Here is a 19,488-nt window from a genome sequence, read left to right as displayed (position 1 = left end):
TTAACCTTCGTTATTGCTTGGAAACAATAATGTTTTCTTGGGATGGCTCCACATGAACCATACGTAATTTTTCAACAGATAAACGCTCAACACGACTGTGGCTCGCCAACGCATTCTCTTCGAGGATCAAGTTGCGCCATTCAATATCAAGAAAGTCTTTCTCTTCATAAAGCTTATCTTTCGCGGCTGTCAGCAGTCGTGTTTCATGAGCGGTGGTGACCACAAACACAGCGCTAATGATTATCGCGGCTAACAAGATCATTGGAATAATCCCGTAGCGAAATAAATCGCGCCCAATAACCCTTGCTAGACTGTGTCTTTCTGGTGTCATTTACTCTACCGCTCTCTCTGCAAAACGTAACACCGAGCTACGTGCTCGTGGGTTTTCATCAATTTCTAACTCAGACGGTTTCATCTTGCCTAATGCACGTAATTTCGCCGCACCCAGCTCTTTGATTTGTGCCTCTGTTAACGGAATCCCCGCAGGAACAGAAGGTCCGGTACTATTTTGACGAATAAAGCGTTTTACTAATCTGTCTTCCAATGAATGGAAGCTAATCACCGATAAACGCCCTTCTGGTGCTAATACAGACATCGCGCCATTTAATGCTTTCTCAATCTCTTCCAACTCGCTATTAATATAGATTCGAATAGCTTGGAAGCTTCGAGTTGCTGGGTGCTTATGTCGGTCTTTAATCGGACTGACTTTTGCAATCAATTCAGCCAAATGGCGTGTGCGCGTTAAGGGCTCTTCTTCTGGATTATGATTACGCTCTACAATCGCTCTTGCGATGCGCTTTGAAAAACGTTCTTCACCAAATGTTTTCAATACCCATGCGATGTCATCCGCTTCAGCTGTCATCAGCCATTGCTGCGCTGATTGACCGCGGGTTGGGTCCATTCGCATATCCAAAGGTCCGTCACGCATGAATGAGAATCCACGCTCTGGATCATCTAACTGCGGTGAAGACACACCAAGATCCAGTAACACACCATCAATCTTGCCGGCTAAGCCTTCTTCCTCTACATAGTCTGCAATCGCTGAAAACGGACCATGCTTAATCATGAAACGCGGGTCATTAATCTCTTGAGCGGCTTTAATCGCTTCTGGGTCACGGTCAATCGCAATTAAGCGGCCTTGTTCTCCCAGTTGGCTTAAAATCAGGCGAGAGTGCCCACCGCGACCAAATGTGCCATCAATGTAGATACCATTTGGTTTGATATTTAAGCCATTTACTGCTTCATCAAGCAGTACTGTTACGTGTTTAAATTGCTGCTGTGTCATTGTTATAGTGACAAATCCTGTAGACGGGCGGATAGTGGTTCGTCGGCTTGACGTTCAGCAGCGATGTCATTTTCCACTTGCTGATACCACATTTGTTCATCCCAAATTTCAAATTTATTTATTTGGCCTACCAACATGACCTCTTTTGTTAGCCCTGCGTGTTGACGCAGCGTGCTAGCTAGCAAAAGACGTCCTGCATTGTCTATCTGACACTCACTGGCATGACCAAGTAAAAGGCGCTGTACTCGACGTTCTGCGGGATTCATGGTGGATAGCTTAGAAAGCTTTTCCTCAATGATTTCCCATTCAGGTAAGGTATAAAGCAATAGGCATGGCTGGTGAAGGTCAATGGTACATACCATTTGCCCTTTGGATTCCTCGCTCAGCATTCCTCGATAACGAGTCGGCACGGTTAGCCGCCCTTTGCTGTCGAGATTAACCAGTGTTGCCCCACGAAACATACCTGATTTATCCCCTTTATTTCCAACTGCCCCACTTTACCCCACAATTCTCCACTTATAAAGTTTACGAATGGTATGAAAACGTTGTCAAGCCAGCCGCACGTAGCTTTAGCTTTATTTACAGAACGTTTTAGAAAAGAAAAAGTTGGAAAAATTCTTACTTGGAAAGAAAAAGAGAAATAACGAGTTGATATAATTCACTTATTTTATAAAACGCAGGTAAAACATATTTAAATCTATTTCATTGCTGCAAAATCATACAAATTTGAGTAAATGATATATACGTCTCATTTTTAATCAGTTTATTTCGTGTCTATTCTTTACCTTTTGATCATCATTTATTGATGATTATTTAATCAAAACTACCAAATAATACGTATTTGCATATAAAACCATTGTATTTCAACAAATTAAACAACTGTTTTAATTCACAGTGTTATTTTATTTACAATAATTCCTTCAACATATGCATCGGTTTTTTTATGGGTTAAAAAAATTTAATTCATCAAAAACCCGCTTAATGCAAAATAACCAAAAAAAGTATTAAGAAAATTCCTAAAGTGAAATATTTACAGGGTATCTTAATAAATAAATCGTAATTGCCCCTAAATCTTCACCAAAAAAAAGCCCCTAATAGATAGGGGCGGATATATTACTAAGAATTGTGGTTAACATCACTAACTATTAAACTGGTTTTTGCATCAGTGGATAAGGTTTATTCACTACTGTTTGCGACCTAAACTACCACGGCGACATAAGTCCCTGCGAATTCGACGAATTCCAGTTTCTGGCTTCTGTTTTTCATCTAGGCTAGCTAATACCAATTCTAAGATACGTTCTGCTATGTCACGGTGGCGCTGCGCAAGTGATAGCACTGGGCAACCCAGAAAATCCAGTAATTCATTATCACCAAAGGTGCTAATAACCATATTTTCAGGTAAGCGCCCATTACGCTTCAGCGCTACGTCCAACACACCTTGCAGTAAAGAGAATGACGTAGTGAATAGCGCATCTGGCATCGAGTTGCCGCTATCTAGCCAGTTCGAAAAAACATCAGCGGCAGCATCGCGCTCGTAGCTGTTTGCGTATAAATAATTGACTTCGCGAGTATCGCCTTCCCACGCTTTACGAAAACCTTGTTCACGTAAATAGCTGACAGAGAGCTCAGGTAATGCCCCAAGATACAGAACCGATTCCGCAGGAAATTTTCGTAATTCTTTGGAGATCATCAGCGCATCTTCTTGGTCATCACCCACGACACTAATGAAATGCTCTTTTTCTAATGCTCTATCCAGTGCAATGATAGGTAACGAGCGATTCGCCCATCGTTGATAGAATGGGTGCTCTGGGGGTAATGCAGTAGAAACGATAATCGCATCGACTTGACGCTGAAGTAAGTGCTCCACACAACGAATTTCGTTATCAGGCTGGTCTTCTGAGCAAGCAATTAAAAGCTGGTATCCGCGCTGACGAGCCTGTCTCTCAAGATAATTGGCTATACGGGTATAGCTGGTATTCTCAAGATCAGGGATCACAAGCCCGATTGACCGAGTACGACCAGCACGTAAGCCTGCTGCTACTGCGTTTGGATGGTAATTGTGCTCTCTGACGACTGCCATCACTTTTTCTACAGTTTTATCGCTGACTCGATACTGCTTGGCCTTGCCGTTGATCACATAACTAGCCGTTGTGCGGGAAACACCCGCTAGACGGGCTATTTCATCCAGTTTCACATTAACCTCTTTGCTATTTGGGAAACAGCCCCGAGTCATTCGGGGCTTTAATTCGCTCTATTCTACCTGTGGCTGACAAATTTTTCATCGCATAATTTTATCGCCACGAGAAACTCCGACGATCCCAGAACGGGCAACTTCAACAATTTCAGCAACGCTACGTACCGCCTCAAGAAATGCATCTAGTTTATCGCTTGTTCCTGCTAGCTGAACGGTGTACAGCGTTGGCGTCACGTCGACGATTTGTCCGCGGAAAATATCGGCACTTCGCTTAATTTCATCACGTCCATAACCGGAGGCTTGTAGCTTCACTAACATGATTTCACGCTCGATATGAGCTGATGCGGTGAGTTCACTCACTCTCAGTACATCCACTAACTTATGAAGCTGTTTTTCTATCTGCTCAAGTACTTTCGCATCCCCTTTCGTCTGGATAGTCATCCGCGATAATGTCGGATCGTCAGTCGGAGCGACAGTTAAACTTTCAATGTTATAACCGCGCTGGGAAAAAAGCCCAATAACGCGAGATAAAGCACCTGATTCATTCTCTAATAATACCGATAAAATACGACGCATGATCAGGTCCTCTCCGTTTTACTTAGCCACATTTCATCCATTGCTCCACCACGGATCTGCATTGGGTAGACATGTTCGGTTTCATCAATATTAATATCCACAAACACTAATCGTTGATTCTCATTCACTTCGACTAACGCTTGTTTGAGTTTATCTTCTAGCTCATCAGGAGAAGCGATTGAAATACCCACATGCCCATACGCCTCAGCAAGTTTGGTAAAATTCGGCAATGACTGCATATAGGATTGCGAATGGCGACCTTGGTAAATCATATCCTGCCACTGTTTTACCATGCCTAAGAAACCATTATTCAAGTTCAGAACTAGCACCGGTAAACCATATTGCAGCGCGGTTGAAAGTTCTTGGATATTCATTTGAATACTGCCATCCCCCGTCACACAGACAACTGTGGATTTAGGATGCGCTAGCTTCACGCCCAATGCCGCTGGTAGACCAAAGCCCATGGTGCCCAAGCCACCTGAGTTAATCCAATGGCGAGGTTTATCAAAGGGATAATAAAGGGCGGCGAACATTTGGTGCTGTCCAACATCTGAAGTTACGTAAGCTTCCCCATTAGTTAAACGGTAGATCGTTTCAATGGCCTGTTGGGGCTTCACTTTATTCGGATTTAAGGTGTATTTGAGGCACTGTTTTTCCCGCCAAACGCTAATTTCTTTCCACCAAGTTTGCAACGCCGTCGCATCCTGATCAGCAGCCACATGATCCAACTGTGCGATCATCTGCTCCAACGTTAATTTGGCGTCGCCAACGATAGGAATATCCGCTTTTACTGTCTTAGATATCGAGGTTGGGTCCACATCAATTTGAATCACTGTCGCATTAGGGCAATATTTTTCTAAATTGTTCGTTGTTCTGTCGTCAAAACGCACCCCAACCGCAAAAATAACATCCGAATGATGCATCACTTTATTGGCTTCATACGTGCCATGCATCCCAAGCATACCGACTGATTGCGCATGCGTTTCAGGGAATGCACCAAGTCCCATCAATGTTGATACGACTGGCAGTTGGAGCTTTTCCGCTAACGTCATTAATTCAGCCGAACAATTCGCATTAATCGCCCCGCCACCGACATACAGCACCGGTTTTTTGGCCGCAACTAATTTGCTCAATGCTTTCTTAATCTGCCCTTTATGACCTTGTAATGTTGGGTTATATGAGCGCAATGAAACCGATTCAGGGTAGCGATACGGGTACTTTGCAGCGGGATTTACGGTATCTTTCGGAAAATCGATCACTACGGGACCTGGACGTCCACTTGCGGCAATATAAAAAGCTTTCTTGATGGTTTCGGGGATCTCTTTGGCGTGTTTAATTAAAAAACTGTGTTTCACAATCGGGCGTGAAATACCCACCATATCGCATTCTTGGAATGCATCATTCCCGATCAAAGAACTCGCTACCTGCCCCGATAAAACAACCATTGGCACAGAGTCCATATATGCTGTTGCGATCCCTGTAATCGCATTCGTGGCACCCGGACCCGAAGTCACTAAAACAACGCCGACATCCCCCGTTGAGCGGGCATAACCATCAGCCATGTGCACCGCAGCTTGTTCGTGACGAACGAGAATATGTTCAACACCCCCAACCGTATGCAGTGCATCGTAAATATCCAGAACAGCACCGCCTGGATATCCAAATACATGTTTAACACCTTGGTCAATCAATGATTTGACGACCATTTCTGCTCCCGACAACATCTCCATGAGTTTGCCCTCAGACTATTTGCAAGTTAACAGAGAGCCTAACGACCCTCTTTAATTTTTATTAAGTTAGTCATAAATTCAGCTATTAACATATCCCTCCCACATAAGGGACGCAAATTTGATTTCACACAGAAATTAAAGAAGATTTCGTTTTGTCTTGAACATGAAATTTCAGCAGATGCATTGACTAGTTTTCAATCGAAATAGAGCTGAAATAACTAAAAGGTCAGCAAAAATAGTCGCAACACGGATTTCACGAAATTGTGGATAAAACAAAGCCCCCCAGGAATAACCACTGAAGGGCTTAGAAATAACAATGAACGACTGAATTACTCTTGATACATAGACTCAATTTCGAGTCGATAACGTTCAGAAATAATTTTCCGGCGTAATTTAAGCGTTGGGGTTAACTCACCTTTCTCCATAGAAAAATTCGTCGGCAACAATGTAAAACGCTTCACTTGATGGAAATGCTCTAGATTCTTTTGCAAATCCTTTAAGCGACTTTCAAACAACGCTACTATTTTTGAATCTTTGAGTAATTCCAAACGGTCACGGTATTTTAAGTTAATCGAGTTTGCGTACTCTTCAAGGCTATCATAACAAGGCACAATTAATGCGGAGACGAATTTGCGCGCATCCGCAATCACCGCAATATGCTCAATAAATCGATCTTGACCAAGAACACCCTCAATCACTTGCGGCGCAATATATTTACCATTAGACGTTTTCATTAAATCTTTTAGTCTATCCGTAATATATAAATTTCCTTGGGCATCAATTTTACCTGCATCGCCTGTACGCAACCAACCATCCGCAGTAAACGTATCAATCGTTTCTTGTGGGCGATTGTAGTAGCCCTTCATGACCACAGGACCTTTGACTTGAATTTCGTCATTTTCTCCAATACGCACAGAAATAGCAGAAAGTGGCGTACCAATAGAGCCTAATGGATATTTATTGTCTTCCCAACATGAAACCGTTGCACAGGTTTCACTCATTCCATAACCATATTTAATATCCACACCCGCAGAGAGGAAAAAGGCAATCACATCATCATCGAGACGCGCACCTGCGGCTGGCATAAAGCGAATACGCCCACCAAGTCCTTGACGAATTTTGCTCAAAACCAGTTTGTCCGCTAATGCGTACAATGGCTTATTCAGGAATGACAGCGACTGACCTTTCGCCATCCTCTTGACTTTCTGTTTCCCAATCGCAATCGCCCATTTAAAAATCATGCGGCGCATTAATGGTGCTTGGGATACCTTGCTTTGTATTGCGCTATAGACTTTTTCATAGAAGCGCGGCACGGCACACATGACGGTCGGTTTAACCTCAGCAAGCGCCTCTTTCACCATGTTGGTGTCGGTTAAATAGACATTACGTGCACCACTGTGCATCACATAAAAACTCCATGCGCGTTCAAAAACATGAGAAAGTGGCAGGAAGCATAAAGAAACATCCTCTTCTGACAACTCTAAGCGGTTGTCATGAAGGTAAAGCTGGGATGCCATATTGTAATAATCCAGCATCACCCCTTTCGGCTCGCCCGTCGTGCCCGAAGTATAGATAATCGTAAATAGATCGCTTAAGTTTTGTGCTGCAATACGTGCATCCAACTCTGCTTGATAATCCGGTTGAGCTAGGGACATGAATGTGGACAAGTGCATGCTGTTTGCCACTTGGCTGTCGAGCTCAACACTTTCATCTAATGCAATAATAGCGGTTAACTGAGGGCAATGAGTTAATAACTGGCAAGCAACGTGATATTGCTCTTGAGAGCCAACAAAGAGGATTCTAATGTTGGCATCATTAATGATATAGGCGGCTTGGTCAACACTGCTCGTTGCATATAGCGGAACAGTCACAGCTTTAATGTGCAGTACTGCAATATCAACCAAAGACCAATTCATACTGTTTTGAGCAAAAAGCCCAATATTCTCTTGTGGAGCAACATTCATTGCCAAGAGCTGGCGAGCAATATCGGTGGTTTTTGTATCCACTTCTGCCCAAGTTAGCTCAGACTGGTGTCCGTTGTCCCATTGACTGAAAGCTATCCGATCCGCTGACTCGCTCGCGTCCATTCTGGAACGTATGCGGTTAACTATATGATATGGATATAGATTCTCAGTTATCAATGTGTATTCCCTATAGGTCATTTAAATTTTAAGTCATTCGGTACACTCACAAATAACTTAATCTAATACTTTTTATTATTTTCAGCTTACAACTGTTAGCTGAATGACTGGAGTGTATAGCGGAAAGATTAGTGAGGAAAGGAATAAAATGTAAATTTTTCGCAAATGCTACAGACGCTACAAAACTCGCCATTGTTTTCACTCTGGCGAGTTAAAATTACCGCTAAATAAATGAGACTGAGTTAGCTTACAGCTGTTCGATCATTTGACAAAATTGCGCTTTCATCCATTGATGACCTTTATCACGCGCGGTAGATTCATGCCACGTTAAATAGCATGGGCGCGTCTTCTCTTCCCACGGTAATGACAGCATACGTAACTGTAGTTGATTCGCATGATGTTCAACTAACCATTTAGGGGCAATCGCCACCAAATCTGTTTGCGCGACAATATTCAAAACGCTGCTTAAGTCAGTTCCTTGGTAACTGACCGTATGTGAGAGATCGGTATTATGGTAATAAAGCTTACTGAATGACCCAATATTATCCATCGCCATGATAGCGTGTCTTTCATTACTCAGCATCTCTTGATTTATAATATTTTCGATTCTTGGATGGTGATTTGCAACGACTAACACTAATTCATCATTAAATAAAACCTGATGTTGATATTCGGGTTTTTCGAATTGATTATATCCCAAGAAAAAATCTATCTCTTGATATTTTAATTGGTGAGCTATGTTATTACCTAAAAATGAATGAATGAAAACTTGAATATTTGGCGACGTAGTTTTAAATTTATCAACAATCATTGCAGCTAAGCGAATATCTAATGGTGAGCAAATCGATAAGTTGAATTCTCTTTCACTCTGTCTTGGATCAAATCCGGCACCCGGTAATTCATTATGAACCAATTGAAGCGCTTGTCTTACTGGACCAAATAATTGTTTAGCGCGAGAGGTTGGTTGAATACCACGCCCATAACGCACAAATAACTCATCATTAAACATCGATTTTAATCGAGATACTGCGTTACTCACAGCTGGCTGAGACATACCTAGCACTTGTGCCGCACGAGTGACATTTTGCATTTGCATCACAACATCAAAAACGGTCAATAAGTTCAGATCAACATTACGTAGATGAATATCGCTACTTTCTTTTTTTGCTGTTGAGATCGTATCAAAATCAGTCATTTTTAACTCCACTAAATATATTTATCATTTTTAATTAATGAACATGATCCATCAAAGCAATATTGACGAAAAATATAAAATCATTAAATATTATTTTTAAAACAACTTATACATGATAAGTTATTTCGCTTTCCCTGCATTTATTAAAACGACGTTTCTATTCTTTTTAACCATAAATTAGAATCGAGATATAGATATCATCATAAAATGCAAATATTCATCAGCGTAATGAGTGTGTGTAACTTATTAAAACCACCTTCATTCCAATAAAAATAATAAAACAATTTCAAGAATAAATCATAATAAATATCTTCAGGAAATGCGCTTGCATCTCATTATCAGATTAATTTTTTATTATTCATTTATTACATAATTAACCTTATTTGAAGTATATCCGCTATCAATGATAATGACGGTTTTCATCTAACCTCTGCATACCTCTAAGGTAGAAACATACTCAAAACAACTTTTGCATAAAAATACTCTCATGCCATGAATTTTTAGGCGGAATTTTAAACTAACAACCACCTGCAAATATAGGTAAAAACATCATAGAAATTATAAATATTAGACGTAACATCCAATTACGCCCTAAAACTCCCGATCGTAGAATATGCGCTTCAGAAAATTAAGTTTGACAACATTATTGAAATCACGTATCAATAAAAACAGATTAGTTGAAATTATATGAGAGACAGTTATCCATGACATTTTCTATCCGCCTACTAAGCCTACTACTACTCGCAGACAAATTGCGCGGTATGCTTATGGATAGAAAATAACAAACACTGTCCACAAACATGAAAAAGCCCGCGCAACCAGCGGGTTTTTTTATGCCTGCGGCTAGATGGGAACCAAGCAAACAGAATCAATAACAACAAAATTTAGTCTATGAGGAACACATTATGAGCAACCAAGTTATCATCTTCGATACGACCTTACGTGACGGCGAACAAGCATTACAAGCCAGCTTATCCGTGAAGGAAAAGCTGCAAATTGCATTCGCTTTAGAGCGCTTAGGTGTCGATGTTATTGAAGCTGGGTTCCCTGTCTCATCGCCTGGTGATTTCGAATCTGTCCAAACTATTGCGCGTGAAATCAAAAATAGCCGCATCTGCGCATTAGCACGTTGTGTTGAAAATGATATTGATGTTGCTGCGGAATCCTTGAAAGTCGCCGAAGCATTCCGTATCCATGTGTTCTTAGCCACCTCCAACTTGCACATGCAAAAGAAATTAAATAAAACGTTCGATGGGGTGATGGATATGGCTATCAACTCAATTAAACGTGCTCGACGCTATACCGATGATGTCGAGTTTTCTTGCGAAGATGCTGGTCGTACTGATATCGACAACTTATGCCGTATTGTAGAAGCAGCGATCGGCGCAGGGGCGACCACCATTAATATTCCTGACACCGTGGGTTACACCACGCCATATCAGTTCGGCGGCATTATCTCTTCTTTATATGAACGCGTACCTAACATTGATAAAGCGGTTATTTCGGTACACTGCCACGATGACTTGGGCATGTCAGTCGCGAATTCCATCAGCGCAGTTCAAGCAGGCGCTCGCCAAGTAGAGGGTACAATTAATGGATTAGGCGAACGTGCCGGTAATACTGCGTTAGAAGAAGTGATTATGGCGATTAAATTACGCGAACAGATGTTAGGTGTGCACACCAATATCAATCACAAAGAAATCTACCGCACCAGCCAATTAGTGAGCCAATTATGTAATACCCCAATTCCGGCTAATAAAGCCGTTGTGGGGAATAATGCTTTCGCACACTCATCAGGTATCCACCAAGATGGCGTATTAAAAAATCGCGAAACCTACGAGATTATGACGCCAGAATCCATTGGATTAAAAGCGCAGCAATTAAACTTAACTTCGCGTTCTGGTCGCGCTGCGGTGAAACATCGCATGGAAGAAATGGGGTATCACGAAGGTAAAGATTTTAATTTGGATGAACTGTACACCGCATTTTTGAGTTTAGCGGATAAAAAAGGTCAAGTGTTTGATTATGATTTAGAAGCATTAGCCTTCTTTGCTAAACAACAAGATGAAACTGACCACTTTGTGATGGATTACTTCAGTACACAATCCGGCTCTAGTATCGTGGCAACCGCCACGGTCAAAATGCAGTGCGGTGAAACAGAAAAATCGGAGGCTGCCACAGGGAATGGTCCTGTCGATGCCATCTACCAAGCCATTAGCAAAATCACAAATTACCCAATGAAATTGGTTTCTTACCAATTATCTGCTAAAGGTCAGGGAGAAAATGCATTAGGGCAAGTGGATATCGTCGCCGAATGCTTCGGTCGTCGTTTCCATGGAATGGGATTAGCAACGGATATCGTTGAATCATCAGCAAAAGCCATGGTTCATGTATTAAATAGTATCTGGCGTGCAGAACAAGTTGAAAAAGAAAAGCATAAAATTTCTCACCAAGCATCACAATTCAACACAAAGGAAGCGGTGTAAACATGTCTAAGAATTTTAATATTGCAGTATTGTCAGGAGATGGAATTGGTCCTGAAGTGATGGCTCAAGCTCATAAGGTATTGAATGCAATCAGTAAGCGTTTTGCTATTACGATTTCAACCAGAGAATACGATGTAGGCGGTGCTGCCATTGATAACCATGGTGAGCCATTGCCACAAGCCACTGTGAAAGGGTGTGAGGAAGCCGACGCCGTATTATTTGGCTCAGTGGGCGGTCCTAAATGGGAGCATTTGCCTCCAGATAGTCAACCTGAACGTGGTGCATTGTTACCATTACGCAAGCATTTTAAATTATTCAGCAATTTACGCCCTGCTCGCTTATATCAAGCATTGGAAGCATTCTGCCCATTACGCGCGGATATTGCTGCTCAAGGGTTTGATATTTTATGCGTCCGTGAATTAACGGGGGGAATTTATTTCGGTCAACCGAAAGGTCGTCAAGGTGAAGGCGCGGAAGAGTTTGCCTTCGATACCGAAGTTTATCACCGCTATGAAATTGAACGTATTGCACGTATTGCCTTTGAGTCTGCTCGCAAGCGTAGTCATAAAGTGACATCGATTGATAAGGCTAACGTTTTACAAAGCTCCGTATTATGGCGCGAAGTGGTTAACCAAATTGCAAAAGAATACCCAGACGTTGAAGTCAATCATATGTATATCGACAATGCCGCGATGCAGATGATCAAAGCGCCTTCTCAGTTTGATGTGGTGCTGTGCTCGAATTTATTTGGTGACATCATCTCCGATGAATGCGCAATGATCACTGGTTCCATGGGCATGTTACCTTCCGCTAGCTTAAACGCAGATGGCTTTGGTTTATATGAGCCGGCAGGCGGTTCAGCACCGGATATTGCTGGCAAAAATATCGCTAACCCGATCGCACAAATTTTGTCAGCATCGATGTTATTGCGTTTCAGTTTAAACCAAGCCGATGCGGCTGATGCCATCGAGAGATCTGTCAATAAGGCATTAGAAAATGGCTATCGCACTGCGGATTTAGCCGGTGATGGTCAATCAATAAGTACCAGTGAAATGGGTGACATCATCGCCCGTTATATTGAAGAAGGGGTTTAATATGTCGAAGACTTTATATCAAAAATTATATGATGCTCACGTCGTACGTGAAGTCGAAAATGAAATCCCTTTAATTTATATCGACCGTCATCTGGTACATGAAGTGACTTCACCACAAGCATTTGATGGCTTAAGGACCAAAAACCGCCCATTACATCAGCCAAGCAAAACATTTGCCACTATGGATCACAACGTATCAACCCAGACAAAAGACATTAATGCCTGTGGCGATATGGCGCGCATTCAAATGCAAGAGTTGATGAAAAACTGTGAAGAATTCGGCGTAACCTTATATGACTTAAACCATCCATACCAAGGAATTGTCCATGTGATGGGACCAGAGCAAGGTATTACATTGCCAGGCACCACCATTGTTTGTGGTGACTCTCACACCGCAACCCACGGCGCATTTGGTGCATTAGCCTTTGGAATCGGTACGTCCGAGGTTGAGCATGTAATGGCAACACAAACCTTAAAACAAGCCCGTGCCAAGACAATGAAAATTGAAGTGGTTGGTCAAGCACCTGCGGGGATCACCGCCAAAGATATCGTATTAGCGATTATTGGTACAACTGGCAGCGCAGGTGGAACGGGTTACATCGTTGAATTCTGTGGTGAAGCAATTGAAAACTTAAGTATGGAAGGTCGTATGACCGTCTGTAATATGGCGATTGAATTAGGGGCTAAAGCGGGCATCATTGCCCCTGATGAAACTACTTTTAATTATATGAAAGGACGCCAATTTGCACCGAAAGGTCAGGACTGGGATGATGCTGTCGCTTACTGGAAAACCTTGAAAACGGATGATGATGCAAAATTCGATAAGGTTATTACTATCCAAGCGAGCACCATTGCCCCTCAAGTTACTTGGGGAACCAACCCTGGACAAGTAATAGCAATCAATCAGCCGATCCCTGCTCCAGCGTCCTTCTCCGATCCTGTTGAACGAGCTTCCGCAGAAAAAGCATTAGCCTATATGGGATTAGAGTCTGGTATTAAATTATCCGATGTGAAAATTGATAAAGTCTTTATCGGTTCTTGCACTAACTCACGTATTGAAGATTTACGCGCTGCGGCAGCCATTGCGAAAGGTAAAAAAGTGGCGTCTGGTGTGCAAGCTATTGTGGTTCCAGGTTCCGGCCCTGTTAAAGCTCAAGCAGAACAAGAAGGCTTGGATAAAATCTTTATTGAAGCAGGTTTTGAATGGCGCTTACCCGGCTGCTCCATGTGTTTAGCCATGAATAATGACCGTTTAAATCCGGGTGAACGTTGCGCATCCACCAGCAACCGTAACTTTGAAGGTCGCCAAGGTCGTGCGGGACGTACCCATTTAGTTAGCCCAGCAATGGCAGCCGCCGCAGCTATCAACGGTCATTTTGCTGATGTTCGTGATATTCAAATCTAAAGGAGAAAACCATGGATAAGTTTATTAAGCATGTTGGAATTGTCGCCCCTTTAGATGCCGCGAACGTGGACACTGATGCGATTATTCCCAAACAATTTTTGCAGAAAGTCACGCGTACCGGATTTGGTCAGCACTTATTTAATGACTGGCGTTTTTTAGATGATAAAGGGCAGCAACCTAACCCTGACTTTGTCTTGAACAAAGCGGTATTTAAAGGTGCCAGCATTCTGTTAGCTCGCGAGAATTTTGGGTGTGGTTCATCCCGTGAACACGCGCCGTGGGCATTAACTGATTTTGGTATCCAAGTCGTTATTGCACCAAGCTTCGCCGATATCTTTTACGGTAACTCATTTAACAACCAATTGTTGCCCATCAAATTAAGCGAGCAACAAGTTGATGAGATGTTTAACTATGTTAAAAACCACGAAGGTTGCCAATTTACGGTTGATTTAGAAGCACAAACCGTTACCGCAGGAGATAAAGTTTATACCTTTGAAATTGACAGCTTCCGCCGCCATTGCATGATGAATGGTTTAGATAGTATTGGTTTGACATTACAGCACGTCGACCAAATTAAAGATTATGAACAAAAACTCCCCGCCTTTATGAATTAATCTCCAGCCCACTTCGGTGGGCTTAGGTTGATGACAAAGAGGGATAAAAGCGTGGTTTTTCCCTCTTTGTGTTATCAGGCGAAAATCAATAAATTGATTTTCCTTGTTAATTTTACAACCTAAAAGAGCCATTCCCAAACCTGATGGGTTTGTCCATGGTCTGAGCCCACTTCGGTGGGCTTTTTCTTACCTATTTGTCTTCATAAAAGTAGAACTCAACTCCAACAAACCGCGCCCACCAATAAATCCTTCCCCATTAATTCTGAATATGCCATGATTTCAAATAATCATGATTCTGGGTTTAATCAAACCGTTTTCTCAAAATAGTTCATGTTGTGGCAAGGCGACAAAATGAGGATATCTCGGGAAGCATACATAAGTATATGACCTGAGTAGTCGAATGAAGCCAACACAGCCACAACGTGAAATATGAAGAAAAAAGAAAAAAAGCCGATATGCATTCACATACCGGCTGGTAAATATACCATTACTCAATAAATGGGGGAGTAAACCTGCAACAGACAGGTCAATAGAGCTACTTACTGCCTCTTATTATCTACGGAATATAGGATATTAAAATTGATGCAATTTTTTCCGGAGTTCCTCTTTTATGTCTAGTTCTCGATTACAAACCCAATTTGTTCGCTTGTGGCAACATTTTCAGGGAAAAAACAGCGAAACCACTTTGCAAGATATTGCGGAGATCCTGTTTTGTTCTCGTCGCCATGTACGTACTCTACTCAATAATATGCAAGCTCATGGTTGGCTCAGTTGGCAAGCCGAAGCGGGACGAGGAAAGCGTTCCGCATTAATTTTTCATATCAATGGATTAGAGCTTCAGCAAGCACAAGCAGAACAGTTATTAAAAGAAGAAAGCATTGAAAAATTAGTCGCCCTCGTGGGTGATAAAGAAACGATTCGCCAGATGGTCTTATCAGAGCTGGAGCGCAGTTATCGGCAAGGGAAAAACCTGCTACGTATCATTTATTATCGCGATTTCCCGAATTTATTACCTGGCACACCAATGCGTCGCTCTGAAATCCATTTAATGAGCCAAATATTTAATGGATTAACCCACTTAAATGAGGAAAAAGGGGAAGTAGAAGATGGTATTGCCCATCACTGGCAAGCTATCAATGACCAACAGTGGCGTTTCTATTTACGCCCTGCTATCTACTTTCATCATGGGCGTGAAATGCAAGTGGATGATATCATTCATTCGTTACTCAGATTAAAACGCTGCTGGCCACTATTTTCCCATATTCAGACCGTCACCTCACCGCAACCGTATGTTATCGATGTCCATCTCAGTCATCCTGATACGCAATTTCCTTGGCTACTCGGAAGCCCTCACGCCGCGATACTTCCTAAAGAGTGGGAAACCATTGAGCACTTTAGCCAACGCCCCATTGGTACGGGTCCTTATGTAGTCGAAACCAATATTCCGCAGAAGCTAACCATCAGCGCATTTGATCGCTACTTTGGCTATCGAGCCTTACTGGATGAAGTCACAATTTGGGTGGTTCCTGAGCTTTCTGAGCAAATGGTGTGTACCACATTAAAAATGGATGGTGACAAACGTCACAATGACTCGCTAGAGAGCCGTATGGAAGAAGGATGCTACTTTCTGTTATTCGACCAGCGTTCCGCCATATCTCAACGTGAAGATGTCCGTAAATGGCTGTGCAGCTTTTTAACACCGGTTAATTTACTGGCACACTGTGAATCTTTTTATCAACGTCATTGGGCGCCCGCCTATGGATTATTGCTTCACTGGCACCACAGTAAGATGTTATCTCAGCGTACAAAACCTGAAGATTTAACAGAGCTAACCGTGACTTTTTATCGCCATCATCATGAATTCTATGCGATAAGCCAAATTATGAAGCGGGTATTGGAGACCCAAGGTGTTGAGTTAAAAATTAATATTGTCGACTACGATGATTGGTTTAATGGTAACGCTGAAAGTGATATTTGGCTCTCTACAGCCAATTTTTACAAGCCGCTCGAATTTTCTATCTTTGCCACTTTGTATGAAATGCCGTTATTACGCCAATGTTTAGGAAAAAGCCTCGATGGAGAGTTACAACTGTGGCGCCAGAAAAAATTGGATGTTGAATCGTGGTGTGAAAGTTTAATTGACTCCCAAGTTTTCCATCCTATTTTTCACCATTGGTTAGAACTTCAAGGGCAAAGAACAATGCGAGGTGTACGCATGAATACCTTCGGTTGGTTTGACTTTAAATCGGCTTGGTTTAAGCCAACTGAGGATAATACACAGAATTGATGATAGTTATAAACAGTTAACGTGAGTAAAATGGATTTTATTCACTTTTTCTGTGGATATCTATGTTAACAACCAGATAGTAATCAGGGTATATCCTAATCGTTCATTTCTAACAAAAAACCATACAAAAAAATAAAGCATTATAAATCATGATGATGAATAAATTCCCCATGAGATATCCACTGTCTACTTTTTGATGTTTTTTTCTTAGGAGTCTAACTGAGCAAATATCAATCAATGCATGTTTTATCCACAAGGAATGTACTTAACTTACTCGCTTTTTGTGACGAGCTTCAATAAATGACATTAGTCAAGGCTGTAAATGCACACAGTAATCACTGTTTTTCACAGTTATCCAGAAATCCTGTGGATAACCTAGTGCATGATCCTGTGGTTATCTTGGGATGAAGTTGAATAACCCTAAATATTCATAATTTCGTCAGTGATTATTATTCAATATACATATATATATCATGCAGTTAAATACAGTGACTAAAAAGTGTTATACTCTTCCTATCCTGTGACCATTTTTCTGGTTATTTTTTAAACACAATTACATTCTACTGGCTATGTCATTTACACCACCTTCTCCTCCTGAAAATGAAACAGTCTTACTCGCTCGTGCTCAAGCCCTTGCGGGCTATACACTTGGTGAGCTAGCCACCGCAGCGGGGATCCCCATTCCTCCCGATCTTAAACGAGATAAAGGTTGGGTCGGTACCTTGTTAGAGTATTTTTTAGGTGCAACCGCAGGCAGTAAAGCCGAACAAGATTTTGCGAACATAGGTATCGAGCTTAAAACGATTCCCATTGATCGCCATGGTGCCCCTTTAGAAACCACATTTGTTTCTATTGCCCCACTGACTGGCAATAGTGGACTCACATGGGAAAATAGCCACGTACGTCGCAAACTTTCACGTATCCTATGGTTTCCCATTGAGGGAGAACGTCAAATTCCGCTTGCTGAACGACGTGTTGCAAATCCACTGATTTGGAGCCCTTCCCCTCTTGAGGAGCAACTTTTACGTCAGGATTGGGAAGAGTTGATGGACTTAATCGTGCTTGGAAAAGTCGAAACGATTACAGCTCGTCATGGGCAAGTCCTACAGATTCGCCCCAAAGCCGCAAACAATAGAGCGCTAACCGAAGGTATTGGTGAGCTGGGTCAGCCCATTATGACGTTGCCGAGAGGTTTCTATTTAAAAAAAGATTTTACAGGTCCATTATTAGCACGGCACTTTAATCTCGGTTAATTGTTCAAGGCATCGCCTGTGCCAAAACAGACGATTCGTTATTCCATTTTTAAGGCAATAAGATGTTTGAGTGGTTCTTAGATCCCCATGCTTGGATGGCATTGGCAACATTAACAATTTTGGAAGTCGTATTGGGTATCGATAATATTATTTTCTTAAGTATTGTCGTCAGTAAATTGCCCGCTCATCAACAAAACAGCGCCAGACGCATTGGGTTAATCGCCGCAATGGGAATGCGCTTAGCGTTACTGGCTTCTATTGCGTGGCTTGCACGGCTTACCACGCCGCTATTTACATTGGCTGAACATACCGTTTCTGCTCGTGACCTTATCTTGTGTGCGGGAGGACTATTCCTGATTTGGAAATCCAGTCAGGAGATTTTCGATACCATCGAAGGGGAAGATGATGATGGGATCGCTCAGAAAAAAGTGACCTCTTTTTGGGGGGCAATTGTACAGATAGCCATCTTGGATATTATCTTTAGCTTAGATTCCGTGATCACCGCAGTCGGGTTATCTGACCATCTTTTTATTATGATGGCAGCCGTGATTATCGCCGTGATGATTATGATGTTCGCCGCGAAGCCGATTGGTGATTTTGTCGAACGATACCCTTCAATCAAAATTCTCGCCTTATCCTTTTTAATTCTGGTGGGCTTTACCTTATTACTTGAAAGCGTTCAAGTTCACGTATCGAAAGGCTATATCTACTTTGCGATGTTTTTCTCAATGTCAGTTCAGATGCTCAATATTCTGCGCAGTAAAAAGTGGAAAATGAAAAACAAACAATAATAGAGACCTTAGCGTAAGGCGTCCTTAGCTGCGGCAATGGCGCCTTCCACCGCTTTTTTAGCCTGAGGGCTATTTTTCCAACAACTCGACCCCGTTAATGCCGCACCAGAAATAAGAATCTCTTCATAAGAGGCTTCACTCAATTGCGCTAATGATGAAAACCCCATTTGTTCTAATCGGCTGATCACCATCGGTCCCACACCTTTTACTGATAATAAAATTTGCTTTTCTGAGTCTGAAAATGCCATAAATTGTCCTTTTGACTGTAAAATAGCCTTAATTGAGCGTATATTTTGTAATTAGCTTATTTCTTAATTTAAAATTCTAAGCTGATCTAAAGCAGGCCCCATTTATTTGCCCTACAAACCTGCTTTAGCAAATAGGAAATAACAATTGTAAAGTCATTGATGACTCGCGATAGAAATCAACATGTCGCA

16 protein-coding genes are annotated in these 19,488 nt (G+C 41.9%); 7 read left to right on the top strand and 9 right to left on the bottom strand.

Translation table 11 applies throughout. The annotated features are described in order from the left end of the window. Window positions 1-10: 10 nt before the first annotated feature. The 8 genes from ftsL to leuO form a co-directional block, all read right to left on the bottom strand. Window positions 11-331 carry a cell division protein FtsL gene (gene ftsL, locus PR795_RS08060; protein WP_006660751.1) on the bottom strand — a complete coding sequence of 107 codons (321 nt, stop codon included), beginning with the start codon at window positions 329-331 and terminating at the stop codon, window positions 11-13. Beyond that, complete coding sequence (gene rsmH / locus PR795_RS08055; RefSeq protein WP_036964135.1) at window positions 332-1,285, bottom strand: 16S rRNA (cytosine(1402)-N(4))-methyltransferase RsmH; 954 nt, start codon at window positions 1,283-1,285, stop codon at window positions 332-334. It lies immediately after the preceding gene. Between the two features lie 2 nt (window positions 1,286-1,287). Further along, entirely contained in the window at window positions 1,288-1,746 is a 459-nt protein-coding gene (gene mraZ, locus PR795_RS08050) for a division/cell wall cluster transcriptional repressor MraZ (protein ID WP_006661153.1), read from the bottom strand. 722 nt (window positions 1,747-2,468) lie between these two features. Further along, window positions 2,469-3,479 (bottom strand): catabolite repressor/activator, encoded by a 1,011-nt coding sequence (cra, locus tag PR795_RS08045; protein ID WP_006661152.1) that lies wholly within the window; start codon window positions 3,477-3,479, stop codon window positions 2,469-2,471. Window positions 3,480-3,563: 84 nt separating this feature from the next. Continuing rightward, window positions 3,564-4,055, bottom strand: a complete 492-nt coding sequence (ilvN, locus tag PR795_RS08040) for an acetolactate synthase small subunit (RefSeq protein ID WP_006660747.1) — start codon at window positions 4,053-4,055, stop codon at window positions 3,564-3,566. A 2-nt stretch (window positions 4,056-4,057) separates the two neighbouring features. Beyond that, window positions 4,058-5,785 carry an acetolactate synthase 3 large subunit gene (ilvI, locus tag PR795_RS08035; protein ID WP_006661151.1) on the bottom strand — a complete coding sequence of 576 codons (1,728 nt, stop codon included), beginning with the start codon at window positions 5,783-5,785 and terminating at the stop codon, window positions 4,058-4,060. A gap of 329 nt (window positions 5,786-6,114) precedes the next feature. Then, window positions 6,115-7,872, bottom strand: a complete 1,758-nt coding sequence (locus PR795_RS08030; protein WP_080684824.1) for an AMP-dependent synthetase/ligase — start codon at window positions 7,870-7,872, stop codon at window positions 6,115-6,117. Between the two features lie 301 nt (window positions 7,873-8,173). Beyond that, window positions 8,174-9,121 carry a transcriptional regulator LeuO gene (gene leuO, locus PR795_RS08025; RefSeq protein WP_006661149.1) on the bottom strand — a complete coding sequence of 316 codons (948 nt, stop codon included), beginning with the start codon at window positions 9,119-9,121 and terminating at the stop codon, window positions 8,174-8,176. 905 nt (window positions 9,122-10,026) lie between these two features. On the opposite strand from leuO, the gene leuA reads away from it, so the two are divergent. The 7 genes from leuA (at window position 10,027) to PR795_RS07990 (ending at window position 19,051) form a co-directional block, all read left to right on the top strand. Then, window positions 10,027-11,607 carry a 2-isopropylmalate synthase gene (gene leuA / locus PR795_RS08020; protein ID WP_036978488.1) on the top strand — a complete coding sequence of 527 codons (1,581 nt, stop codon included), beginning with the start codon at window positions 10,027-10,029 and terminating at the stop codon, window positions 11,605-11,607. A 2-nt stretch (window positions 11,608-11,609) separates the two neighbouring features. Continuing rightward, window positions 11,610-12,701, top strand: a complete 1,092-nt coding sequence (gene leuB, locus PR795_RS08015; protein WP_036978490.1) for a 3-isopropylmalate dehydrogenase — start codon at window positions 11,610-11,612, stop codon at window positions 12,699-12,701. Between the two features lies 1 nt (window position 12,702). Continuing rightward, the gene (gene leuC, locus PR795_RS08010; RefSeq protein ID WP_006661148.1) at window positions 12,703-14,106 is read left to right on the top strand and encodes a 3-isopropylmalate dehydratase large subunit; all 1,404 of its coding nucleotides are present in this window, start codon (window positions 12,703-12,705) and stop codon (window positions 14,104-14,106) included. An 11-nt stretch (window positions 14,107-14,117) separates the two neighbouring features. Beyond that, window positions 14,118-14,720 carry a 3-isopropylmalate dehydratase small subunit gene (gene leuD, locus PR795_RS08005; RefSeq protein ID WP_006660740.1) on the top strand — a complete coding sequence of 201 codons (603 nt, stop codon included), beginning with the start codon at window positions 14,118-14,120 and terminating at the stop codon, window positions 14,718-14,720. 610 nt (window positions 14,721-15,330) lie between these two features. Next, window positions 15,331-17,007, top strand: coding sequence for an HTH-type transcriptional regulator SgrR (sgrR, locus tag PR795_RS08000; protein ID WP_181480123.1), 1,677 nt, complete (start codon window positions 15,331-15,333; stop codon window positions 17,005-17,007). A gap of 569 nt (window positions 17,008-17,576) precedes the next feature. Then, the gene (gene mutH, locus PR795_RS07995) at window positions 17,577-18,260 is read left to right on the top strand and encodes a DNA mismatch repair endonuclease MutH (RefSeq protein ID WP_006660737.1); all 684 of its coding nucleotides are present in this window, start codon (window positions 17,577-17,579) and stop codon (window positions 18,258-18,260) included. A 62-nt stretch (window positions 18,261-18,322) separates the two neighbouring features. Continuing rightward, window positions 18,323-19,051: a TerC family protein gene (locus PR795_RS07990; protein ID WP_036961763.1), complete on the top strand. Its 729-nt coding sequence runs from the start codon at window positions 18,323-18,325 to the stop codon at window positions 19,049-19,051. Window positions 19,052-19,059: 8 nt separating this feature from the next. On the opposite strand, the gene PR795_RS07985 is transcribed toward PR795_RS07990, so the two are convergent. Then, complete coding sequence (locus PR795_RS07985) at window positions 19,060-19,299, bottom strand: hypothetical protein (protein WP_006661145.1); 240 nt, start codon at window positions 19,297-19,299, stop codon at window positions 19,060-19,062. Window positions 19,300-19,488: the final 189 nt, after the last annotated feature.

It is taken from the genome of Providencia sp. PROV209 (assembly GCF_028479485.1).
Lineage (GTDB): Bacteria > Pseudomonadota > Gammaproteobacteria > Enterobacterales > Enterobacteriaceae > Providencia > Providencia alcalifaciens.
Note: the sequence above shows the minus strand (reverse complement) of the source record. Positions and strands in the feature narration are given on the sequence as shown.